Annotated in this window: 21 protein-coding genes; 11 read left to right on the top strand and 10 right to left on the bottom strand. The window is 70.7% G+C overall.

The window, feature by feature from the left end:
• Positions 1-258 precede the first annotated feature (258 nt).
• Positions 259-693, bottom strand: coding sequence for a methylmalonyl-CoA epimerase (mce, locus tag AB0761_RS14160; RefSeq protein WP_377269345.1), 435 nt, complete (start codon positions 691-693; stop codon positions 259-261).
• 388 nt (positions 694-1,081) lie between these two features.
• On the opposite strand from mce, the gene AB0761_RS14155 reads away from it, so the two are divergent.
• Both AB0761_RS14155 and meaB read left to right on the top strand, forming a co-directional pair.
• Entirely contained in the window at positions 1,082-2,284 is a 1,203-nt protein-coding gene (locus AB0761_RS14155; protein ID WP_377269344.1) for an acetyl-CoA C-acetyltransferase, read from the top strand.
• Between the two features lie 91 nt (positions 2,285-2,375).
• Complete coding sequence (gene meaB / locus AB0761_RS14150) at positions 2,376-3,332, top strand: methylmalonyl Co-A mutase-associated GTPase MeaB (RefSeq protein WP_377274084.1); 957 nt, start codon at positions 2,376-2,378, stop codon at positions 3,330-3,332.
• 141 nt (positions 3,333-3,473) lie between these two features.
• On the opposite strand, the gene AB0761_RS14145 is transcribed toward meaB, so the two are convergent.
• The 5 genes from AB0761_RS14145 to AB0761_RS14125 all read right to left on the bottom strand — a co-directional run bounded on the left by AB0761_RS14145 (position 3,474) and on the right by AB0761_RS14125 (position 7,166).
• The gene (locus AB0761_RS14145) at positions 3,474-3,983 is read right to left on the bottom strand and encodes a MarR family winged helix-turn-helix transcriptional regulator (protein WP_377269343.1); all 510 of its coding nucleotides are present in this window, start codon (positions 3,981-3,983) and stop codon (positions 3,474-3,476) included.
• Between the two features lie 51 nt (positions 3,984-4,034).
• Positions 4,035-5,000, bottom strand: coding sequence for an AIM24 family protein (locus AB0761_RS14140; RefSeq protein ID WP_377269342.1), 966 nt, complete (start codon positions 4,998-5,000; stop codon positions 4,035-4,037).
• Positions 5,000-5,650 carry an AIM24 family protein gene (locus AB0761_RS14135; RefSeq protein ID WP_377269341.1) on the bottom strand — a complete coding sequence of 217 codons (651 nt, stop codon included), beginning with the start codon at positions 5,648-5,650 and terminating at the stop codon, positions 5,000-5,002. Before AB0761_RS14135 ends, AB0761_RS14140 begins: the two co-directional genes overlap by 1 nt.
• Positions 5,650-6,288, bottom strand: a complete 639-nt coding sequence (locus AB0761_RS14130) for an AIM24 family protein (RefSeq protein ID WP_377269340.1) — start codon at positions 6,286-6,288, stop codon at positions 5,650-5,652. Before AB0761_RS14130 ends, AB0761_RS14135 begins: the two co-directional genes overlap by 1 nt.
• Before the next feature lie 83 nt (positions 6,289-6,371).
• Positions 6,372-7,166 carry a DUF2127 domain-containing protein gene (locus AB0761_RS14125; RefSeq protein ID WP_377269339.1) on the bottom strand — a complete coding sequence of 265 codons (795 nt, stop codon included), beginning with the start codon at positions 7,164-7,166 and terminating at the stop codon, positions 6,372-6,374.
• 238 nt (positions 7,167-7,404) lie between these two features.
• On the opposite strand from AB0761_RS14125, the gene AB0761_RS14120 reads away from it, so the two are divergent.
• Together AB0761_RS14120 and AB0761_RS14115 are read left to right on the top strand one after the other, a co-directional pair.
• A complete protein-coding gene (locus AB0761_RS14120; protein WP_377269338.1) occupies positions 7,405-7,734 on the top strand; it encodes a DUF3817 domain-containing protein in 330 nt (109 codons plus the stop codon).
• Positions 7,734-8,030 (top strand): MTH1187 family thiamine-binding protein, encoded by a 297-nt coding sequence (locus AB0761_RS14115; RefSeq protein ID WP_377269337.1) that lies wholly within the window; start codon positions 7,734-7,736, stop codon positions 8,028-8,030. Before AB0761_RS14120 ends, AB0761_RS14115 begins: the two co-directional genes overlap by 1 nt.
• 66 nt (positions 8,031-8,096) lie before the next feature.
• On the opposite strand, the gene AB0761_RS14110 is transcribed toward AB0761_RS14115, so the two are convergent.
• On the bottom strand, positions 8,097-9,692 hold the full coding sequence (locus tag AB0761_RS14110; protein ID WP_377269336.1) for a M4 family metallopeptidase: 1,596 nt from the start codon (positions 9,690-9,692) through the stop codon (positions 8,097-8,099).
• 530 nt (positions 9,693-10,222) lie between these two features.
• Between AB0761_RS14110 and AB0761_RS14105 the strand changes: the two genes are divergently transcribed.
• The 3 genes from AB0761_RS14105 (at position 10,223) to AB0761_RS14095 (ending at position 13,168) form a co-directional block, all read left to right on the top strand.
• On the top strand, positions 10,223-10,753 hold the full coding sequence (locus AB0761_RS14105) for a MarR family winged helix-turn-helix transcriptional regulator (protein ID WP_377269335.1): 531 nt from the start codon (positions 10,223-10,225) through the stop codon (positions 10,751-10,753).
• Between the two features lie 257 nt (positions 10,754-11,010).
• Positions 11,011-11,349, top strand: coding sequence for a DUF3817 domain-containing protein (locus tag AB0761_RS14100; protein ID WP_377269334.1), 339 nt, complete (start codon positions 11,011-11,013; stop codon positions 11,347-11,349).
• Positions 11,350-11,470: 121 nt separating this feature from the next.
• Entirely contained in the window at positions 11,471-13,168 is a 1,698-nt protein-coding gene (locus tag AB0761_RS14095) for a methylmalonyl-CoA mutase (RefSeq protein WP_377269333.1), read from the top strand.
• Positions 13,169-13,421: 253 nt separating this feature from the next.
• Here AB0761_RS14095 and AB0761_RS14090 read toward each other — a convergent pair whose 3' ends face one another.
• Entirely contained in the window at positions 13,422-14,057 is a 636-nt protein-coding gene (locus AB0761_RS14090; RefSeq protein WP_377269332.1) for a TetR/AcrR family transcriptional regulator C-terminal ligand-binding domain-containing protein, read from the bottom strand.
• Positions 14,058-14,407: 350 nt separating this feature from the next.
• Between AB0761_RS14090 and AB0761_RS14085 the strand changes: the two genes are divergently transcribed.
• The 4 genes from AB0761_RS14085 to AB0761_RS14070 all read left to right on the top strand — a co-directional run bounded on the left by AB0761_RS14085 (position 14,408) and on the right by AB0761_RS14070 (position 18,743).
• Positions 14,408-15,376, top strand: a complete 969-nt coding sequence (locus AB0761_RS14085) for a tetratricopeptide repeat protein (protein WP_377269331.1) — start codon at positions 14,408-14,410, stop codon at positions 15,374-15,376.
• A 591-nt stretch (positions 15,377-15,967) separates the two neighbouring features.
• Positions 15,968-16,612 carry a DUF6230 family protein gene (locus AB0761_RS14080; protein ID WP_377269330.1) on the top strand — a complete coding sequence of 215 codons (645 nt, stop codon included), beginning with the start codon at positions 15,968-15,970 and terminating at the stop codon, positions 16,610-16,612.
• Between the two features lie 137 nt (positions 16,613-16,749).
• Positions 16,750-17,286: a DUF6114 domain-containing protein gene (locus tag AB0761_RS14075; protein ID WP_377269329.1), complete on the top strand. Its 537-nt coding sequence runs from the start codon at positions 16,750-16,752 to the stop codon at positions 17,284-17,286.
• The gene (locus tag AB0761_RS14070; protein ID WP_377269328.1) at positions 17,283-18,743 is read left to right on the top strand and encodes a hypothetical protein; all 1,461 of its coding nucleotides are present in this window, start codon (positions 17,283-17,285) and stop codon (positions 18,741-18,743) included. The genes AB0761_RS14075 and AB0761_RS14070 overlap by 4 nt, the downstream gene beginning before the upstream one ends.
• Before the next feature lie 75 nt (positions 18,744-18,818).
• Here the strand turns inward: AB0761_RS14070 and pyk are convergent, their stop codons facing one another.
• Together pyk and AB0761_RS14060 are read right to left on the bottom strand one after the other, a co-directional pair.
• The gene (gene pyk, locus AB0761_RS14065; RefSeq protein WP_377269327.1) at positions 18,819-20,249 is read right to left on the bottom strand and encodes a pyruvate kinase; all 1,431 of its coding nucleotides are present in this window, start codon (positions 20,247-20,249) and stop codon (positions 18,819-18,821) included.
• 111 nt (positions 20,250-20,360) lie between these two features.
• Complete coding sequence (locus AB0761_RS14060; protein ID WP_377269326.1) at positions 20,361-21,572, bottom strand: acetate kinase; 1,212 nt, start codon at positions 21,570-21,572, stop codon at positions 20,361-20,363.
• Between the last annotated feature and the right edge of the window lie 17 nt (positions 21,573-21,589).

The raw sequence follows: 21,589 nt of genomic DNA, 5'->3' as shown, positions 1-21,589 counted from the left end.
CGGAGAATGGTGACAGACTCCGGCACGGCCTTGAGCCGCCGTCCGCACGCTGAGTGCCCTGCTCTTCCCCTTACGTCCGCGCGCCTGCCGGCCTGCGCCTCAGCAGCCCGTCCTCCACGGGCCTCGGCGCACCCCGGCATTGTAGTCGTGGAAAGGGGTCCTGTAGCGGCCACCTCCGGCTTTTTCCCTGGCTGCCGGTCGTCCGATCGCCGGATTCCCGGTTACCGGCCGGTTGGGCCGTCCGAGTGCAGGGGCGGTCTAGTGGTGGCCGCCGACCGCCGAGGTCACCAGCTCGGTGAGGACGCCGCCGCAGTCCTTGGGGTGCAGGAAGGTGATCCGGGAGCCCATGGAGCCGGTACGGGGCTCGTCGTAGAGGACTCGCACACCCTTGTCCCGGATGTCCGCGGCCTCGGCGTCCACATCGGCGGTGCCGAAGGCGATGTGGTGCACGCCCTCACCGTTCTTGGCCAGCCACTTGGCGACGGTGGAGTCCTCCCGGGTGGGCTCCAGCAGCTGGAGGTACGAGGCGCCGCCGTCGTCCGTCCCGTTGATGCGCAGCATGGCCTCGCGCACCCCCTGCTCCTCGTTCACCTCGCTGTGGAAGACCTCGAAGCCATAGGTGGACCGGTAGAACTCCACCGTCCGGTCCAGGTCGAAGCAGGCGATGCCGATGTGGTCGATACGGGTGAGCAAGGCGGCCTCCGTGAGGGTTCGGGGTCTCCCAGTCCAGCGCATCGGACCGGGCGGCGGCCAGTGGGGCGTATTGCGAGTCTGCTCACACCGGGTGCCGCCGGTCTCACCCCGGGTGTGTCCATACTTGAGGAGCGGGTGCGCCCCGGCAGGCGGGCGGCGCCGGAATCCGGTCGGCGACGTGCCCGTGATCACACTGCGGCTGCGGTGACGCCGAGGTTACGGCTCAGTACATTGGGCGAAAACCCTCACCCGGGCCCCGCCCGCCCGGTCCTCCGGCCGCTCGACCCTCCTCCGGCCTCCGGCCGGGGGGACCCCCAGGACGACCGGGTCGCGGCCGGTGGGAACCGTGCCGGGGCCCGTAGCCATGACGTGCGAAGGGGCTCGTTCCATGACTGGATCCGCCGGCACCACCTCTGTCATCGTCGCGGGTGCGCGCACCCCGATGGGCCGACTCCTCGGCTCTCTCAAGAACTTCTCGGGTGCCGAGCTCGGCTCCGTCGCCATCAGGGCGGCCCTGGAGCGGGCCGGGATCACCGGCGAGCAGGTGCAGTACGTGATCATGGGCCAGGTGCTGCAGGCCGGCGCCGGGCAGATCCCCGCCCGCCAGGCCGCGGTCAAGGCCGGCATCCCGATGAGCGTGCCGGCCCTCACCATCAACAAGGTCTGCCTCTCCGGCCTGGACGCCATCGCCCTGGCCGACCAGCTGATCCGGGCCGGTGAGTTCGACATCGTGGTGGCCGGCGGCCAGGAGTCGATGACCAACGCCCCGCATCTGCTGCCCAAGTCCCGCGAGGGCTACAAGTACGGCGCCATCCAGATGCTGGACGCCATGGCCCACGACGGCCTCACCGACGCCTTCGAGAACATCGCCATGGGCGAGTCCACCGAGAAGCACAACACCCGTCTCGGCATCGAGCGCGGCCCGCAGGACGAGGTCTCCGCCCTCTCCCACCAGCGCGCCGCGGCCGCCCAGAAGAACGGCCTCTTCGAGGCCGAGATCGTCCCCGTGGAGATCCCGCAGCGCAAGGGCGACCCGGTGCTCTTCACCCAGGACGAGGGCATCCGCGCCGAGACCACCGCGGAGTCGCTGGGCCGGCTGCGCCCCGCCTTCACCAAGGACGGCACCATCACTGCCGGCTCCTCCTCGCAGATCTCCGACGGCGCCGCCGCGGTGGTCGTGATGAGCCGGGCCAAGGCCGAGGAGCTGGGCCTGGAGTGGATCGCCGAGATCGGTGCGCACGGCAATGTGGCCGGCCCCGACAACTCGCTGCAGTCCCAGCCCTCCAACGCCATCAACCACGCCCTGGCCAAGGAGGGCCTGACCGTCGGCGACCTCGACCTGATCGAGATCAACGAGGCCTTCGCCGCGGTCGCCGTCCAGTCCATGAAGGACCTGGGCGTCACCACCGACAAGGTCAACGTCAACGGCGGAGCCATCGCGTTGGGCCACCCCATCGGCATGTCCGGCGCGCGGATCGTGCTGCACCTGGCGCTGGAGCTGCAGCGCCGCGGTGGCGGCGTCGGCGCGGCCGCGCTGTGCGGCGGCGGCGGCCAGGGCGACGCCCTGATCATCCGGGTGCCCAGGGCCTGACCGCCGATCCGACCCACCGCTGCCGGTGTGTCCGGGAAGCAGCCCGGACACACCGGCGACCTGCCGCCGACTGCCGGGAGAGTTGAGCTTGATGATCGATGTGCCGACGCTGGTGGAACAGGCGCGGCTGGGGCGGCCACGTGCGGTGGCCAGGCTGATCTCACTGGTGGAGAACGCCTCGCCCCAGCTGCGTGAGGCGATGGCGGCACTGGCCCCCCACACCGGCCGTGCCTACACCGTGGGCCTCACCGGCTCGCCCGGCGTCGGCAAGTCCACCTCCACCTCCGCCCTGGTGAGTGCGTACCGCAAGCGCGGCAAGCGGGTCGGGGTGCTGGCCGTGGACCCCTCCTCGCCGTTCTCCGGCGGGGCGCTGCTCGGCGACCGGGTGCGGATGCAGGAGCACGCCACCGACCCCGAGGTCTACATCCGCTCCATGGCTACCCGCGGACACCTGGGCGGGCTCTCCTGGGCGGCGCCGCAGGCGCTGCGGGTGCTGGACGCGGCCGGCTGCGAGGTCATCCTGGTGGAGACCGTGGGGGTGGGGCAGTCCGAGGTCGAGGTGGCGGCGCAGGCCGACACCACCGTGGTGCTGCTGGCCCCGGGCATGGGCGACGGGATCCAGGCGGCCAAGGCCGGGATCCTGGAGATCGGCGATGTCTTTGTGGTCAACAAGGCCGACCGGGACGGTGCCGATGCCACCGTCCGGGAACTGGGCCACATGCTGGGGCTGGGGGAGTCCCGCAGTCCCGGCGACTGGCGGCCGCCGATCGTGAAGACCGTCGCCGCCCGCGCCGAAGGCGTGGACGAGCTGGTCGAGGCGCTGGAGAAGCACCACGCCTGGATGGAGGAGCACGGCGAGCTGGCGGCCCGCCGCCGGCGCCGGGCCGCCGAGGAGGTCGAGGCGATCGCGATGGCCGCTCTCCGCAGCCGGATGGGCGATCTGCACGGCGACCGCCGGCTGGACTCGCTGGCCGAGCGGGTCGCCTCCGGTGCGCTGGACCCGTATGCGGCCGCCGACGAACTGGTCCAGGGCGTCACCGGGGCCTGAGCGGTACCTTGCGCGGCCCCCGCGAGGGGCCGGCTGCCCGTCCCGGGCACCCGGCCCCTCGCGGGGGCGCGGCACATCTCGCGCGCACCGCCGGGCCCGCCCGCTCCGCGGGTTCGGGGCTCGCGCGGTACGGCAGCCCGCTCAGCCGCGCCCGCGCAGGGCGCGCAGATGCGCGGCGACGGGGGCCAGGGCCTCGTACAGGGCCGAGACCTGGTCGCTGTCGAAGCGGTCGATGAAGTGGTGGCGGACGCTGCGCACATGGTCCGGCGCCACCTTGCGCAGCGTCTGCCAGCCGTCGTCGGTGAGCACGGCGTACAGCCCCCGGCGGTCGCCGGGGCATCCCTCACGTACGACCAGCCCGGCCTTCTCCATCCGGGTGATCTGGTGCGAGAGCCGGCTCTTGGACTGGAGCGTGGCGGTGGCCAGGTCGGTCATCCGCATCCGGCGCTTGGGCTCCTCGGAGAGCACCACCAGAATCTCGTAGTCGTTCATCGCCAGGCCGTGCGGCTGAAGCTCACGCCCGAGCTGATACTCCAACAGCCGGCAGACATCGAGGTGGGCGCGCCACATCCGCTGCTCCTCGGCGGTGAGCCAGGGTGCGTCGGCCTCTGCCTCGTTGCCGGCAGCCGGGGAAGCGGTGGGGGTCTCCATGTCTCTATGCTACCCGATAATGTTGAAGTTTGTACAAAGAGTGCCGCGAGGTCACAGCCCGAAACGCCGCCCCAGATCGCCGAGATTACCCAGCCCCGGAATGTTGGGCAGCTGCTGGCCGGGCTGCTGCCGGCCCGCCTGGGAGGGCGCACCCGCGCCCGGGATGCCGGCCTCGTTGGGCACATGGCCGATGTTGATGTCGGCCATCAGCTTCTCCGAGGACTGCAGCAGTACCTGTCCGGCCCCGATGAACTCGAACTGGTGCTCCTCGCCGGAGACCCCGCCCAGCCCGGTCAGCTGCCGGATGCCGCCCAGCACGCCGCGCATGTAGCTGTGGTCGTAGTGGTGGCAGGGGGAGGGGCAGTCGGCCCAGCCCACCAGGGCCTGCGGGTCCACCCGGATCGGCGGCTCGACGAAGTGCACCGGACCGTTGGAGGCGGCCACGAACTTGCCGGTGCCGATCAGGGTGAGGAAGCCCGGGATGATCGACTGCTTCAGGGACAGCCCCGGGTCGAAGGCCAGCAGATTGCCGGAGCGGACGGTGAGGTTGCCGTCCTCCAGGTCGTAGGAGTTCAGATCGAACGCCCGGTCCGCCAGGATCATCTTGCCCTGGCCCTCCGCGACCACCCAGTCCGCGGCGTGCAGCGGGGAGTGGAAGCTCCTGCCGATCAGCGAGTCCAGCGGACCGTGGCCGATCCCGTGGAACTGGATGTTGCCGTAGTAGGCGACCATCTTCCCCTTCTGGAGGAAGTACTGGCCGTTGAGGTCCACCGAGAAGGCGTACGGGTTGACGTTGTCGTTGCTCGGCAGGGTGGCGACGTCGTGCACCACCGGGCCGCCGGCCGCGGTCTGCGGCAGCGGCGCCTGCGGGCCGCCGTACTGCTGCGGCTGCTGCGGGTAGCCGCCCTGCTGGGGCGGCGGGTACCCGCCCTGCTGCGGATACCCCTGCTGGGGCAGACCGCCCTGCTGGGGCGGGTAGCCCGGCTGCCCGTACGGCGGCTGCGGCGGGTACGACATCAGAGCTTCTCCTCACTGGCCTGCACGTACACCATGCCGTGGCCGGACAGCTCCAGCTGGAAGGCCTCGCCCGAGCCGCGTCCGATCATGTCGCGCCAGCCCAGGGCGCTGGAGAGTTTGTTCTGCACCTGGCCCCGGTGCGCCACATAGGCCTGCGGGTCGACATGGATCGGCTGCTGCGGGGTGATCGGCAGTTCGATGACGCCGCCATGGGCCATCACCGCCACCGAACCCTGGCCGGTCAGCTGGGTGGTGAACAGCCCCTGGCCGGTCACCTGGCCGCGGACCATGCCCATCACACCGCCCTGCGAGCCCATGAACATGGTGGACTGCTGAAGGGTGCCGTCGAAGGCGAGCAGCCGGTCGGCCTCCACATAGAGGGTGTCACCGGTGAGATCGATCACATGGACGTTGTGGCCGCCGTGGCCGAACATCACCCGGCCCTGGCCCTCCACCGTCATCAGCGGGGTGTCCTCATTGGCGATCCGGCGGCCGATCATCGACATCACCCCGCCCTGACCGCCCATCATATTGGGCGTGAAGGTGACCTGCCCGCTGTAGGCGAGCATGGCGCCACGCTGGCTGAAAACCCTCTGACCTGGGAAGACCTGCGCCTCGATCAGCTTTCCATTGATCTTGGTGAAGGGCATCAGACGTCACCGCCGATCGTCACGCGCTCCGACGGCTGCACATACACCAGGCCGTCACCGACGAACTCGACCTGCATGGCCTCGCCGCCGCCCTCGCCGAAGAAGGTGCTGAAGCCGGCACCGGACTTGAAGTTGCGGTTGAGGTTGCCGGTGTGGGCGATGTACGCCCCGGGGTCGACCCGCAGCGGCATCCCCTGGGAGACCCGCAGGATGATCGCCGGACCGTCCGACATCACCGCCGCCCAGCCCTGGCCCTCGACCTTGGTGGTGAAGAGGCCGTTCCCGGAGGTCATCCCGTGCAGACCGGCGAAGGAGGTGCCGGTGTGCAGCGTCGCCTCGGTGCAGAGCAGATTGTCGGCCTCCACGTAGAGGGTCTCGCCGTTGAGCCGTACCAGGTTCACCTCGGTGGCACGGTCTGCGAAGTAGCAGGTGCCTTGCCCCCTGACCTCCATCACCACCATCTGCTCACCGGTCAGCCGGCGGGTGACCATGCCGCGCAGGCCGTCGCCGCCCCCGGAGAGCTTCTTGAAGGACATCTGGCCGCTGTACGCGACCATGGACCCGTTGCGGGCCTTGACGGCGTCGCCCATCAGATCGACGGCGAGCACCTTGGACCCCTGCAATCGAAACTGTGCCACGAGCCAAAAGGTAACCGGGGGTCGGTCCGGTAGGCGAGGGGCGCGCGCCGTACCGGTACCGATCCGGGACATACCAGGGTCTGTCAGCCCGCTGCCGGGGCCTGCTCCAGACCGGTGGGCGCACTGCCGGCCGCCTCCTCGACCTCCAGCAGCGAGGCGGACTGCCGCTCCGCCTCGAAGGCCTCCCGCCCGCCGCGCAGCCCGAAGAGCCGCTTGGACAGGGCGATCCACAGCACCGCTGCGACGTTGATCACCAGGGTGGCGACCTTCAGCCCGCTGACCTTCTCGGTGAGCTCGTAGATCTCCAGCGGGAGGAAGGCCGCGGTGGCGATCACGGTGAGGTACTCGGCCCAGCGCCGGGCCATCCACAGGCCGACGCCCTCGACGATCTCGATCAGTGCGTAGCCCAGCAGGGCCGCGGCCACGATCGTCAGCGTGGAGTGCTCGTAGTCGAAGGTCTTGCGGATGGTGTCCACTATCGGGGAGTGGTCGACGTCATAGTGGAAGTGGTTGGCCACCGGGCGGAAGACCGTGAGGTTCTCGTCGAAGAGCCGGCGCACCGCGTCCTGGCTGTTGGAGAACTTCCACACCGCCCATGCGGCCAGCACGATGAAGAGCCCGCGCGCGATCCGCTCCACGGCCAGGAAGCGCAGGATGAACAGGTCGCGCAGCGCCTTGCCGCGGGGGACCAGCGGGGCGCTCCGGGCCGGGCCGGAGCCGTGCGGCTCGCCGAGGGCGAAGTCACCGCAGCGCAGGCAGCGCCAGGCGTCGCCGACCGCGGTGCCGGCGTGCAGCCGTGCTCGCAGCTCGGGCTCGGCCGGCGCGTAGGTGATGTGGCCGCGGCGTGCGCAGGTCCGGCGGTCCCAGTCCAGCTTCATCGCTTGTGTCGCTCCCCGTTCTGCTACGGCCGGGGGGTCCGGCCGCAAGCGCCGAGGATAGGGGTGTGCGCCGAGGGCGGGCCAGGCCGATCCCCCGTGCGGGCGGCATCTGTGGCGCGGATGTGACGTCGGCCGCACCGGGTCACCCGCGGCGGGGGCCCGTCGGCCGGGCGGTGATAATGGGCGGGAGCTTGTGCGCCGGTTCACAAGCACCCGCAACCCTGTGAGGTCGTCCACCGTGAAGAGCAGCGCCGTCCACCGTCTGCGCCTCGTCTCCGCCCCCGAGGCCGTCTCCTTCATCGTCCTGCTGGTCTGCTCAGTGCTGAAGCGCACCACCGACTTCAACGCCGTTCCGGTGATGGGCATGGTGCACGGGGTGCTCTTCATCCTCTATCTGCTCTTCCTGGCCGACGCCTGGAAGAAGCAGCGCTGGGACGCCCGGCGCGGGGTGCTGATGTTCGTCCTCTCGGTGCTCCCCACCGGCGGGTTCTTCGCCGAGCGGATGCTGGCCCGTGAGGAGCTGGAGGGCTGGACCCCCGCCGCCGCGGCGGAGAAGGCCGCGGTCTGATGATCGTCGCCTTCTCGGTCACCCCGCTCGGCGTGGGTGAGGACGTGGGGGAGTACGTCGCCGACGCGGTGCGGGTGGTCCGCGAGTCGGGCCTGCCCAACCGCACCGATGCCATGTTCACCTCGCTGGAGGGCGAGTGGGACGAGGTGATGGCTGTGGTCAAGCGGGCCGTCGACGCGGTCGCGGCCAGGGCGCCGCGGGTCAGCGTGGTGCTCAAGGCCGATGTGCGGCCCGGGGTGGTCGACGGGCTGACCGCCAAGGTGGCGACGGTGGAACGCCATCTGGCCGAGGGGTGAGCAGGGGCCCAGGGATGGGCATGGGCCCGGGCGTGACCGCCCGGGCCCAGCTGTGCTGATGGTGCGTCAGCTGACGTTCACGCCGGTCCAGGCGGAGGCGACCGCGTTGTACTCGGCGGAGCCGCTGCCGTAGAGGTCCGTGGCAGCGTTCAGGGTGGCGGTGCGGGCCGCCTTGTAGTTGGTGGTCGAGGTCATGTAGACGGTCAGCGCCCGGTACCAGATGGCGGCGGCCTTGTCGCGGCCGATGCCGGTGACCGTGGAGCCGTTGTACGTCGGGCTGTTGTAGCTGACGCCGTTGATCGTCTTGGCGCCGCTGCCCTCGGCCAGCAGATAGAAGAAGTGGTTGGCGACGCCCGAGGAGTAGTGGACGTCCAGGTTCTTCACCGACGAGGACCAGTAGTCGGCGGAGCCGCCGTCCTTGGAGGGCTTGTCCATGTAGCGCAGCGGGGTGCCGTCCCCGTTGATGTTGATCAGCTCGCCGATCAGGTAGTCCGGCTTGTCGCTGGCCAGGTTGGCGTAGAACTCCACCATGGTGCCGAAGATGTCCGAGGTGGCCTCGTTGAGGCCGCCGGACTCACCGGAGTAGTTGAGGCCGGCGGTGCGACTGGTCACCCCGTGGCTCATCTCGTGGCCGGAGACATCCAGTTCGGTCAGCGGGTGGGTGTTGCCCGAGCCGTCTCCGTAGGTCATGCAGAAGCAGGAGTCGTCCCAGAAGGCGTTGACGTAGTTGCGGCCGTAGTGGACCCGGCTGTAGGCGCCCTTGCCGTCGTTGGCGATGCCGTTGCGGCCGAAGGTGTTCTTGTAGAAGTCCCAGGTGACGGCCGCGCCGTACTGGGCGTCCACCGCTGCGGACTGGGTGTTGGAGACGGTGCCGTCGCCCCAGGCGTTGTCGGCGTCGGTGTAGAGGGTGCCGGTGCCGCTGGTCTTGTTGGCCAGGTTGGTCGTGTACTGGTTGCCCCGGCCGGCGTCCTTGAGCTGGTACGTCGAGCCGGACAGCGTGGTGGTCAGGCCGACCGAGCCGACGAAGACGCCCTTGCCGGTGCCGGCCGCGGTCTGGATCGCCTCGTGCTGCGAGAGCACGGCGCCCGAGGCGGCGTCGGTGACGATGTGCTGCTCGCTCGGGGTGCCGTCGGCGCGGGTGCCGCTGACCACGGTCTCGTAGGCCAGGCGGGGGGTGCCCGAGGCCGCCCAGACCACCAGCTTGGGTGCGGCGGCCGTGCCGACCGAGCTGAGCGGCGCCGCGTCCTTGTCGGAGGCGTCGCCCACCAGGGCCCGGACGGTGCCGGCCGCCTTGCCGACGGCCTTGGCCGGGGCGAGAGCGGGGGTGAGGCTCTTCAGGTCGAGCTTGCGCGTGGTGGCACGGTCCACGGACTTCACGGCGCCGCTCGCCGTCTGGTGCACCACCAGGTCGCCGCCGAGGACCGGCAGGCCGCCGTAGGTGCGGTCGTAGCGCAGATGGCGGGTGCCGTCCGCGTCCACCACGACGTCCTTGACGACCAGCTTCTCCTGGCTGCCGAGCGCCAGGGACCGGGCCAGGCCGGAGGCCTGGGCGCGGGCCAGGCCGACCAGCTGGGCGTGCGCCCCGGCGGCGGCCGGGCCGAAGGCTGTTCCGGGCTGGGCGGTGGCCGTTCCGGTGCCCGCCTGTATACCCACGACGAGCATGGCAGAGGCTGAGAGAAGTGCTCCGGCGGTCAGCTTTCGCTTCACTGTGTTCCCTTTCGGTACACCGCGTGTGCGCGGTCGCGCGCCGTCCCGGGGGCGTCGGGTGTACGCCATCGAGGGCGGAACGGGCGCGGTCGTGCTGCTCCGTGCGGTCTCACGGCGTGCGCGTGGGGTGGGCGCGGGCGCCGTACGGGGCTGGCCAGAAGCATGACAATTTACGTCGTGAAATGACAGGTCACCGTCAGCCAATGGCGAGCTTTCGCCACAACGACTTCGGCTGCTGTGCGTCCATCGGCCGCGGTTATCGGTGCGAAGTCGGTCAAATCACCTGCACTGCGCCGGCAACCCGGATGATCACGGGTGGACATACGGTCATTCCGGGGCGCAGTCGGGCGGCGGATTGACATCCGGGGGCGCGCCGAAGCACCCGCAGGATGGGGGCGTGCCGGGGTGTAGCGGCTCCCGCTCCGCGCTCGTTCGCCCTGTGGACAGCTCTCGGCGGCCCTCAGTCACGCCGGTACGGTGGGGGCGTGCCCAAGCCGCTCAGCCTGAACTTCGACCCGATCGCCCGTGCCGACGACCTGTGGACCCGGCGCTGGGGCGCCGTCCCGCCCATGGCCGCGATCACGTCGATCATGCGCGCCCACCAGATCCTGCTCGGCCGGGTCGACGCGGTCGTCAAGCCGTACGGGCTGACCTTCGCCCGCTACGAGGCCCTGGTGCTGCTCACCTTCAGCCGCACCGGTGAGCTCTCCCTCTCCAAGATCGGCGAGCGGCTGATGGTGCACCCCACCAGCGTCACCAACACCGTCGACCGTCTGGAGCGGGCCGGCCTGGTCTCCCGGCGGCCCAACCCCCTTGACGGCCGCGGCATCCTCGCCTCCATCACCCCCCAGGGCCGGCATGTGGTGGAGGCGGCCACCCGCGATCTGATGGCCATGGAGTTCGGCCTGGACGAGTACGACCCCGAGCAGTGCCGGCAGATCTTCGACATACTGCGCCCGCTCCGGGTCGCCGCGGGCGACTTCACCGACCCGGACGCGGCGGAACCCGAGGCCTGAGCCCGGCCGGCCCGCGCCGGACCGACCCGATGGCAGTGCAGGGGCGGCTCCTCGGCGGTGTCGCTGTGGCGGGCTTGCCGATTCCGGTGCCCGCAGGAGTCCCGCAACGCCGGGACCGGCCCGCGGCGACAGGCGGGGAGGTACGGCCGGGGAGGGCGGGGGCGTGCGCGGAGGGCGGACGGAGCGGGGTTACCCTCGGGGAGGCGGTGCCGAGTCCGGGCGTACCGCCCCGACCCCTGGCATGTGAGGCGAACGCGGTGAAGTCGAACCCCCTGCTGTCCTGGTACCGGGCGCTGGCCTATGCGACCGGCTGCATGCTGCTGCTGCTCTGCGGCTTCATGGTGGCCAAGTACGGCTTCGGCGTCGGGAAGAGCGCCACGTTCTTTGTCGCGCAGGCCCACGGCATCCTCTTCATGGGCTATGTCGTCGTGGCGTTCATGCTGGGTCAGAAGCAGCGCTGGCCGCTGGTCAAGCAGCTGGTGATCCTGGTGGCGGGCACCGTCCCGTTCTGCTCCTTCGTCGCCGAGCGCCGGGTGGTGCGCGAGGTGCGGGGCCTGGAGGCCGGGAAGGCCGCGCCGGCGCCTGTGGGCGTCTGAGTGACTCCTCCGGCGCGCTGCCCCGAGCGGCGCGTCGGAGGGTGCCCCATCGACAGATACTAGGACGTCCGAGTAAATTGGTGCGACATCCTGGTGACAGCTATGGGAGCGGGGTACGGCAATGGACGCCGAGGAGATCGAGGCAGGCCGAAGCCGCTGGCAGCAGCGGTTCGACAAGGCGCGCAAGCGCGACGCGGACTTCACCACGCTCTCCGGTGACCCCGTCGACCCGGTCTACGGGCCGGCCGCCGGGCAGCCCGTGACGGGCTTCGAGCGGATCGGCTGGCCCGGCGAATACCCCTTCACCCGGGGCCTGCACCCCACCGGCTACCGCGGCCGGGCCTGGACCATCCGGCAGTTCGCCGGCTTCGGCAACGCCCGGCAGACCAATGAGCGCTACCGGATGATCCTGGACGCCGGCGGCGGCGGCCTCTCGGTGGCGTTCGACATGCCCACCCTGATGGGCCGCGACTCCGACGACCCGCGCTCACTCGGCGAGGTCGGCCACTGCGGCGTCGCCATCGACTCCGCCGCCGACATGGAGGTCCTCTTCGACTCCATCCCGCTGGGCGATGTCACCACCTCCATGACCATCTCCGGTCCTGCCGTCCCGGTCTTCTGCATGTACCTGGTGGCCGCCGAGCGGCAGGGTGTCGACCCGGGCGTCCTCAACGGCACCCTGCAGACCGACATCTTCAAGGAGTACATCGCCCAGAAGGAGTGGCTCTTCTCCCCGGAGCCGCATCTGCGCCTGATCGGCGACCTGATGGAGTACTGCGCGGCCGGCATCCCCGCCTACAAGCCGCTGTCCGTCTCCGGCTACCACATCCGCGAGGCGGGCTCCACGGCCGCGCAGGAGCTGGCCTTCACGCTGGCCGACGGCTTCGGCTACGTGGAGCTGGGACTCTCCCGCGGCCTGGACGTGGACACCTTCGCCCCCGGGCTCTCCTTCTTCTTCGACGCCCACCTGGACTTCTTCGAGGAGATCGCCAAGTTCCGCGCCGCACGGCGGATCTGGGCCCGCTGGATGCGCGACGTCTACGGGGCGAAGACCGACAAGGCCCAGTGGCTCCGCTTCCACACCCAGACCGCAGGGGTGTCGCTCACCGCCCAGCAGCCGTACAACAACGTGGTGCGCACGGCGGTGGAGGCCCTGTCGGCGGTGCTCGGCGGGACCAACTCCCTGCACACCAACGCCCTGGACGAGACCCTGGCGCTGCCCTCCGCCCAGGCCGCCGAGATCGCCCTGCGCACCCAGCAGGTGCTGATGGAGGAGACCGGGGTGGCCAATGTGGCCGACCCGCTGGGTGGTTCCTGGTACGTCGAGGCGCTCACCGACCGCATCGAGGCCGAGGCCGAGGCGATCTTCGAGCGGATCCGGCGCATGGGCGAGCGCAACGGCGGGGCCGAGCACCCGGTCGGCCCGATGACCGCGGGCATTCTGCGCGGTATCGAGGACGGCTGGTTCGTGGGTGAGATCGCCGAGTCGGCGTTCCGCTACCAGCAGGCTCTGGAGAAGGGGGAGAAGCGCGTCGTCGGCGTCAACTGCCACACCTCCACGGTCACTTCGGAGCTGGAGATCCTGCGGGTCAGCCATGAGGTGGAGACCGAGCAGGTGCGGCTGCTGGCCGAGCGCAAGGCCGGACGGGACGACGCCGCGGTCAAGGCCGGCATCGCCGCGATGCTGGAGGCCGCGCGCACCGGGGCCAACATGGTGCCGCCGATGCTGGACGCGGTGCGGGCGGAGGCCACCCTGGGCGAGATCTGTGACGCCCTGCGCGACGAGTGGGGCACCTACACCGAGCCGCCGGGCTTCTGACCCTGCGACCCCGCACGGTCGGCGGTCCCGCACGTCCCCATGGGGTGTGCGGGACCGCCGACCGCCTTTGGCTCGGAGTGAAGGAGCAGTCGCGGGCGCGCGAGGCTGATGTGCGAGCCGTGGTGTCCGGCTCCGGTGGGGCGGACGGGAGGCCGGGCAGCGCTCCGCAGGCCCGAGCCGGCCGTGGGGCCGGTGGTGCCGTCCGCCTGTGTGCCGCGATGTCTGCGCTGCTGCCGCCGGTGCGGCGCCGCGGTCAGGGGTGCCCGGTGGAAAGAGCGGCGAGGGGGGCCAGCAGCAGGGTGGTGAACCGGCTGATCCACTGCTCGCAGGCCGGCTCCCCGCTGACCAGGATGCGGTGTTCCACGGCGCCCGCGATGGTGTCGAAGATGATGTCCACCTCCTGCCGCGCGGCCGCCTCGTCGATGTCGCGGGGGAGTTCGCCGCGGGCCTGGGCATTGGCCCTGCCCTGGTGCACCAGCCGCTTCTGCGGATCCACGATGGACTCCCTGATCCGCTGGCGCAGCAGCGGGTCGCGGGTCCCCTCGGCGAACAGCGCCAGCATCGCCGCCTGGGTCTCGGGGCGGGAGAGCAGTGCGGCGAAACGCTGCACCACGGCCTCGATGTCGGCCCGCAGACTTCCCAGGTCGGTCATCTCCAGGTCGTCGAAGAGCACCGCGACGGCATCCACCACCAGCTCGTTCTTGGACGGCCAGCGGCGGTAGAGGGTGGTTTTGGCGACCCCTGCCCGCTGGGCGACATGGCCCATCGTCAGCCCGCCCCAGCCGAGTTCGGCGAGTGCGGAGCGGGTGGCCTCCAGGATGGCGTGGTCGGTGGCGGCGTTGCGCGGCCTGCCCTTGGCCCGGGCGGGGGCGTCCGTCGGTACGGCCACGAGCGGTCTCCTGGGTGGGGAGGGGGTGCAGCTGCGTCGGTGCTGCCGGGCGAGGGTACCCACACACCGGTGGCTCCCGGATACACGGTTGCTGCCCGGAGTGAGCTGTCTCACGCCGCGGCCTGGCGTCGCGGTGTGTCCTGGGGAGCCCTCGGCATATACGCTACGTGTCGTAGCGAAAAGAGCGGCAACCAGGGTGCGGGTGGGGACCCGCACCGAGTGCATGCGGTCTGGGGAATCGCGGTCGCGGGCCCGTTGGAGACGGTCCTGTGGCGGGAGTGACACTCCGGGTGGGGCGCCCGGCAGGGGAGATGGCGTCCGCACCCCTTCGGACGGGGGAGGATAGAGCCATGCAGCCACGGAACATGTCCATGCGCGGCGTGGTCGACCTCGCCGCGGTGAAGGCGGCCGGAGACGCCGCCCAGAAGGCGGAGCAGGCGCGGGCCGAGCGGGCCCGCCAGACGGCGGCGGGAGGCGTCCCACCGGTGCCGCTCTCCGTCGTCCTCGATGTCACGGAGGAGACCTTTGAGGCGGAGGTCGTCCAGCGCTCGGCCGAGGCCCCGGTCGTGGTCGACTTCTGGGCCGAGTGGTGCGGCCCCTGCAAGCAGCTGAGCCCCATCCTGGAGCGGCTGGCGGAGGAGTACGAGGGCCGCTTCGTGCTGGCGAAGATCGATGTCGACGCCAACCAGATGCTGGCGGGGCAGTTCGGCATCCAGTCCATCCCGTCGGTGATGGCGGTGGTGGCCGGCCAGCTGGTGCCGCTCTTCCAGGGGGCGGTGAACGAGGCCCAGGCCCGCCAGTACCTGGACCAGCTGATCCTGGTCGCCGAGCAGCGGTTCGGCATCGTGGGCGGGGCGGTCGGCGAGGGCCGGCCCGAGGAGGCGGGAGCCGCTGCGGAGGCGCCGGAGGACCCCACGCTGTCCGCCGCCCATGAGGCGCTGGACCGGGGGGACCTCGGTGGCGCGATCCAGGCCTACCGCAATGTGCTGGCGGACCGTCCGTCCGACGAGGAGGCGAAGCTGGGCCTGGCCCAGGCCGAGCTGCTGCAGCGGGTGCAGGACAAGGACCCGCAGGCGGTGCGTGCGGCGGCGGCCGGTGACCCGAAGGACGTCCAGGCGCAGCTGGACGCCGCGGACCTGGACCTGGTGGGCGGGCATGTCGAGGACGCCTTCGGGAGGCTCGTCGACACCGTCGGCCGTACGGCGGGTGACGACCGCGACCGCGCCCGGCTGCGGCTGCTGGACCTCTTCGAGGTGATCGGCGCCGAGGACCCGCGGGTGGCCAAGGCCAGGTCGGCGCTGGCGCGGGTGCTGTTCTGAGGCACTTGCGGTGGCCCTGAGTGCCACGGCGATTTGGCGACATTGGCCCAGCTTTACCAAATCTTGATAACACCCCGGGACGGTCACTGGCAGTGACCGTCCCGGGGTGTTTCGTCCGCATTTCGTGCGCGCGGCATCTCCCTCAAACCCCCAGAAGATAACTGTGCGTATCCAATCTTTGCTCGCCGTGACCAGCTGTCGGCACTGTTGGATTACTCGTCAGTAATGGAGGCCTTGTGTTCAGGCCCCGTTTCGACCACGATCAGCCACGCTCGGTCCCTTGCTTCCCCCCTCCGGCACCCGGTCGGAGGGACGGCGCCAGGGGTCCCCACCGGGCAGGTTCCGGCCCCGGCCGGCGCCTCGAGGACAGGGGGGTCTTCGTCCGCCCGGACGGAGCCTGTCCTCACCGGCTGTGTACCCTGCACGGCCGCTGGTTGTCGCTCGGGGGTGATCGCCGATGATGTCGGTCGGACTACCGTGCCGACGGATTGTGTGGCGCTCTCCTTACCGAGGACGTAGCTCTTCTCCCCATCTAAGGCCAGGACCCGGCGGGGCGCGGCCGGAGATGTACGTCCGAGAAGGAGGACATATATGTCCCAGACTTACGGCAAGACCCGCTGGAAGCGGTTCGCCGTTGTAATGGTGCCGAGCATCGCGGCGACGGCCGCTATCGGCGTCAGCCTGGCGCAGGGCGCGCTCGCCGCGTCCTTCAACGTCTCCGGGCAGCAGTTCAAGGTTGCCGCAGGGCACCTCGAGGGCGAAGGCTTCGCCCAGTACGGCTCGGTGGACATCGAGAAGGCAGGTGTGCCGCACGCGGTTGCGGTCTCCTCCTTCAAGAGCGCGACCATCAACAAGCTGTGCCAGTCGGTGGTGCTCGACGCGCCGCTGATCGGCAAGGTGTCGCTGAACATCAACGCCGGTGACGACGCCAACAAGCCGGTCGAGGCCTCGAACCTCTACATCGACCTGGACGACCTCAAGGCCGATGCCACCTTCACCAACATCAACATCGGTGTTGCCACGGGTGCCATCTCCAAGGGCAACGTCAACCCGGCGGACCGGGCCGGGGCCCAGCAGCTGGGTGCCGGCGCCCAGTTCGAGAACTCCTTCGCGCAGGAGGCCGACCACGCCTCCCTCGACGGTGTGCAGCAGACCGCCTGGGCGACCTCTGCAGGCACCTTCAAGCTGAACGGCCTCCACCTGGCCGTGAAGAAGGGCGTCAGCGAGTGCTTCTGATCCGCACCCGTGCGGACCGGTAACACTCCACAGGCCCGACGGCCCGCAAGGCCTGACGGCTGAGCGGTGGGGAGGAGCCGTCCCGGGCTCCTCCCCACCCCTGCACCACCAGCTGCTACTCCACAGGGAGCTGCAACGTGACCAGCGCGACCGCCCAGGTGCGGCCCGATGACGTCAGCGCCTTCTACCGGAACCGCCTGAGGTTCCGTGACTGGCGCCACCGCCGCCCCTTCTGGGGCGGTCTGCTGGCGATGATCGCTGGACTGCCCATCCTGTACTTCCCCTATGCCCACCTGAGCATCGGCGGACTGACCTTCGCCATGGCGACCACCGGCGGTGCCGGTGCGCTGATCATCGGCATTCTGATGATCGTGCTCGGGATCAGCGCCTGGCTGCAGCCGATGTCCCGGCTGTTCGCGGGCGTGGCGACCATCCTGCTGTCCCTGGTCTCCATCCCGGTCTCCAACCTCGGCGGATTCGGCCTGGGCCTGGTTCCCGGTCTGATCGGCGGCGGCCTGATGGCCGCCTGGGCTCCGCTGAAGCAGCCCGCGCCGGCCGCAGATCCGGAGTCGGCGGCGGCGGAGGAGCCCGAGACCGCCCAGCTGCCGGCAGAGCCCTCCGAGGTCTCCTTCGCCAAGCCCAGTGACCCGGAAACGTCCGGGGAGGGCCGATGACGGACGACGGCAGCAGTGCCGACGAAGTCAGGGTCGCCACCCGGGGGCCGCGCCACGCCGCGCCTCGCCGCCAGCTGCGCAGCAGGCTGCAGCTGCCCGCGGGCAAGGTGCTGGCCATCGCGGCGGTGCCCACCGCGCTGCTGATGGGCGCCGGGTACACCCCGACGCTGGCCATGGCGGACGACTCCTCGCCCAAGGACATGGCCAAGGCCTGTGCCACCGCGACGGACACCCCGCTCAAGGAGACCACCCCGTCGGCCTCGGCGGACAGCGGCAAGCAGCCCGCCGCAAGTGACACCCCGTCGGCCAAGCCGTCGCAGAGTGCCTCCACTCCGGCGGCCGGGCAGACCGGGAAGCCGGCCGACGGTGCGACCCCTGCCGACAGTGCGACACCGTCCGCCGACGCCTCCGCACCGGCGACCGGTGCCGCCGACGCCGGCGGCACCACGGGCCAGTCGGTCACCGAGAAGCTCTCCCAGGCCGCCAAGGTCCCCGCCGCGTCGCCGTCCCCGAGCACCACCGCGGCCGGCAACGCACGCGGGCAGGGGCTGCTCGGCGGACTGCTCGGCGGTGTCGGCGGACTGCTGACCGGTGGCGGCTCCTCCGGCGGTGCCTCGGCGACCCCCTCGCCCTCCGCCTCGTCGGCCACTCCCACGCCCAGCGCCTCCAGCTCCAGTGCGGCCCCGACACCCTCGGCATCCGCCCCCAAGGGCGGCGGAAAGGGTTCTGCGGGCGGCGGAGCGCTGGACCCGGTGGGGAAGGCCACCGCGGCCGTCTCGGACGCGGAGAAGGCCGTCACATCGGTCGCAGGCGGGCTGAAGAACACCAAGGACTCGGTGGCCAAGGCTGCCGGCGAGGCCGTCACCTCGGTCACCTCGCCGTCGCCCTCGTCGTCCCAGAGCCCCGGCCCGGACGCGCTGTGCGCCACCGATGCCTCCGCTGTGAAGGCCAAGAGCGAGGCCGGCACCCAGGCGATCCCGGACCAGCCCTGGACGCTGAAGTCCAGTCGGCTGGCCCTGCACGGGGTGGTGTTCGGCGGTGTCGTCGACATCACCACCCACAGCGGAGCGACCAAGCGGGTACTGAAGTTCACCGCCGACAGCATCGACATCGGCGACCTGGACATGTCGACGATCGAGTACAACAAGAAGACCACGCATGTGAAGGGCCGCGCGGGCTCGACCTCGACGATGGTCAAGGGACCGATCGTGATGTACACCGAGTCGCTCACCGGCACCCTGTCCAAGGTGGAGGGGCTGCCCATCCCGGCCCTGGGTGCGATCACCCTGACGCCGGACACCCTGCCGAAGTTCCTCTTCGACCTGATCGGCTCGGTGCCGATCAAGCTGGAGCTGGAGTTCACCGATGCCAAGGCCGTCCAGGCCGGGCAGTTCGGCGGCACCCTGAACATCCCCGGGATGCACCTCTACACGGACGACGAGCCCTACGACGGCTGACCGTCCGGCACGGCGAAGCGGCGCGGGGCGCCTCCCGATGAGGGAGGCGCCCCGCGCCGTACTGCCGACGGAACGTCAGACGCCGGTGTTCTCGCCCAGGTGGTGCACCCGCACCATGTTGGTGGTGCCGGGGATGCCGGGCGGGGAGCCGGCCGTGACGATCACGGTGTCGCCGGCCTTGAGGCGGCCGAGCGCCAGCAGCTCCTCGTCGACCTGCTCCACCATGGCGTCGGTGGTCTGCACCGTGGCCGAGACAAAGGTCTCCACACCCCAGCTGAGGGCCAGCTGGTTGCGGGTGTGGGCGTCCGGCGTGAAGGCGATCACCGGGATCGGCGAGCGGTAGCGGGAGAGCCGGCGGGCGGTGTCACCGGACTTGGTGAAGGCCACCAGTGCCTCGGCGGACAGGAAGTCGCCCAGCTCGCACGCGGCGCGGGCGATGGAGCCGCCCTGGGTGCGGGGCTTGCGGCCCGGGTTGAGCGGCTGGAGACCGCGGGAGAGCAGCTCACCCTCGGCGGCCTCGATGATGCGGCCCATGGTCCGCACCGTCTCGACCGGGTACTTGCCGACGCTGCTCTCGGCGGAGAGCATCACCGCGTCGGTGCCGTCCAGGATGGCGTTGGCCACGTCCGAGGCCTCGGCACGGGTCGGCCGGGAGGCGTGGATCATCGACTCCATCATCTGGGTGGCGACGATCACCGGCTTGGCGTTCTGCCGGCAGAGGGTGATCAGCTGCTTCTGGACCAGCGGCACCTTCTCCAGCGGGTACTCCACCGCCAGGTCGCCACGGGCCACCATCACGGCGTCGAAGGCGAGCACGATCTCGCGCATCGCCTCCACGGCCTGCGGCTTCTCAATCTTGGCGATGACGGGGACCCGGCGGCCCTCCTCGTCCATCACCGCGTGCACCCGCTCGATGTCCGCGGCGTTGCGGACGAAGGAGAGGGCGACCATGTCGACGCCGAGGCGGAGCGCGAAGCGCAGGTCCTCGATGTCCTTCTCGGACAGCGCGGGCACATTGACGGCCGCACCGGGGAGGTTGATGCCCTTGTTGTTGGAGAGGACCCCGCCCTCGACCACCACGGTCTTCACCTGGGGGCCGTCGACGCTGACGACCTCCAGTGCGACCGCGCCGTCGTTGATCAGGATCGGGTCGCCCTTCTTCACATCGCCCGGCAGGCCCTTGTAGGTGGTGCCGCAGATGTGCTGGTCGCCCGGCACGTCCTCGATGGTGATGGTGAATTCGTCACCGTTCTCGACGGTGACCGGACCCTCGGCGAAGGTGGCGAGGCGGATCTTGGGGCCCTGGAGGTCGGCCAGCACCCCGATGGGGCGGCCGGTGTCCTCGGAGACCTGGCGGACCCTGCGATAACGGCCCTCGTGCTCGGTGTGGGAGCCGTGGCTCATGTTGAGACGGGCCACGTTCATACCGGCCTCGACGACGGCCTTCAGCTGTTCGTAGCTGTCCGTCGCCGGACCCAGGGTGCAGACAATTTTCGCTCGGCGCATATGGATCATTCTATCCGTTCGTGCTATAGGTGCATTCCGGTCGGTTTCGGCTTGGATCGCCCGCGAATCATCTCGGGATCCGGGACGGTCCATGGGACGGTGGGCCAGGTTTCAGCCTGCCGTCCGGCGCACCAGGGCGAAGGCCTGCCGCGCGATCTCGAACTCCTCATCGGTCGGTACCACGGCCACCGCGACCCGCGAGTGCGCCGGGGAGACCAGCCTCGGGCCACCGGACGGCAGCCCGTTCAGTGCCTCGTCGACCGCTATGCCCAGCCCCTCCAGGCCGGCCGTCGCCGCGGCCCGTACGCCGGCCGAGTGCTCACCGACACCGGCCGTGAAGGCCAGCGCGTCCACTCGGCCCAGCACGGCGCAGTACGCGCCGATGTACTTGCGCAGCCGGTGGATGTACACCTCGAAGGCGAGCCGGGCGTCCGGGTCCCCCTCACCGCGGCGGCGCTCGACCTCCCGCATGTCATTGTCCCCGCACAGCCCCACCATGCCGCTGCGGCGGTTGAGCAGGTCGTCCACCGCGTCCATGGACAGGCCGCCGACCCGGTGCAGATGGAAGACCACCGCCGGATCCACATCGCCCGACCGGGTGCCCATCACCAGGCCCTCCAGCGGGGTCAGGCCCATGGAGGTCTCCACGCACACCCCGCCCGCCACCGCGGAGGCGGAGGCACCGTTGCCCAGATGGAGCACGATCACATTGACCTCGGCCGGATCCCGGCCCAGCAGTGCGGCCGTGCGGCGCGACACATACTGATGCGAGGTGCCGTGGAAGCCGTAGCGGCGCACTCCGTAGCGGTCGGCCGTGGCACGGTCCACCGCATAGGTGGCGGCCGCCGGCGGCAGCGTGGCATGGAAGGCGGTGTCGAAGACCGCCACCTGCGGCAGGTCGGGGCGCAGCGCGCGGGCCACCTCGATGCCGGTGATGTTGGCCGGGTTGTGCAGCGGGGCCAGCGGGGTCAGCGCCCGGATCTCCGCCAGCACCTCCTCGGTGACCAGCGTGGGCTCGGTGAACCGGGTGCCGCCGTGCACCACACGGTGGGCCACTGCTGCCAGCTCGGGGGAGTCCAGTCCCTGGCCGTCCGCCTGCAGCTCCTCGCCCACCGCCTTCAGCGCCGCGGCGTGGTCGGGGAAGGACCGCCGCTGCTCACGGGGCTCGCCCCGCTGCGGGTTGTGGACGAGCCGGCTGCCCTCCTCGCCGATCCGCTCCACCAGGCCGCCGGCCAGCGGACGGCCGTCGGCCATGTCCAGCAACCGGTACTTCACCGACGAGGAGCCGGAGTTGAGGACGAGGACCCGGGTGGCTGCGCTCACGGGGGCTGACTCCTTGG

It is taken from the genome of Peterkaempfera podocarpi (genome assembly GCF_042466665.1).
Classification (GTDB): Bacteria; Actinomycetota; Actinomycetes; order Streptomycetales; family Streptomycetaceae; genus Peterkaempfera; species Peterkaempfera podocarpi.
This window is presented reverse-complemented; position numbering and strand designations above follow the sequence as displayed.

Excerpts from the sequence above, each read along its gene's own strand:
- meaB (WP_377274084.1), top strand. The coding sequence starts at position 2,376 with ATGATCGATGTGCCGACGCTGGTGGAACAGGCGCGGCTGGGGCGGCCA.
- AB0761_RS14155 (WP_377269344.1), top strand. The coding sequence starts at position 1,082 with ATGACTGGATCCGCCGGCACCACCTCTGTCATCGTCGCGGGTGCGCGC.
- AB0761_RS14095 (WP_377269333.1), top strand. The coding sequence starts at position 11,471 with ATGGACGCCGAGGAGATCGAGGCAGGCCGAAGCCGCTGGCAGCAGCGG.
- pyk (WP_377269327.1), bottom strand. The coding sequence starts at position 20,249 with ATGCGCCGAGCGAAAATTGTCTGCACCCTGGGTCCGGCGACGGACAGC.
- AB0761_RS14140 (WP_377269342.1), bottom strand. The coding sequence starts at position 5,000 with ATGTCGTACCCGCCGCAGCCGCCGTACGGGCAGCCGGGCTACCCGCCC.
- AB0761_RS14085 (WP_377269331.1), top strand. The coding sequence starts at position 14,408 with ATGCAGCCACGGAACATGTCCATGCGCGGCGTGGTCGACCTCGCCGCG.
- AB0761_RS14135 (WP_377269341.1), bottom strand. The coding sequence starts at position 5,650 with ATGCCCTTCACCAAGATCAATGGAAAGCTGATCGAGGCGCAGGTCTTC.
- AB0761_RS14070 (WP_377269328.1), top strand. The coding sequence starts at position 17,283 with ATGACGGACGACGGCAGCAGTGCCGACGAAGTCAGGGTCGCCACCCGG.
- AB0761_RS14115 (WP_377269337.1), top strand. The coding sequence starts at position 7,734 with ATGATCGTCGCCTTCTCGGTCACCCCGCTCGGCGTGGGTGAGGACGTG.
- AB0761_RS14110 (WP_377269336.1), bottom strand. The coding sequence starts at position 9,692 with ATGCTCGTCGTGGGTATACAGGCGGGCACCGGAACGGCCACCGCCCAG.
- AB0761_RS14080 (WP_377269330.1), top strand. The coding sequence starts at position 15,968 with ATGTCCCAGACTTACGGCAAGACCCGCTGGAAGCGGTTCGCCGTTGTA.
- AB0761_RS14125 (WP_377269339.1), bottom strand. The coding sequence starts at position 7,166 with ATGAAGCTGGACTGGGACCGCCGGACCTGCGCACGCCGCGGCCACATC.
- AB0761_RS14145 (WP_377269343.1), bottom strand. The coding sequence starts at position 3,983 with ATGGAGACCCCCACCGCTTCCCCGGCTGCCGGCAACGAGGCAGAGGCC.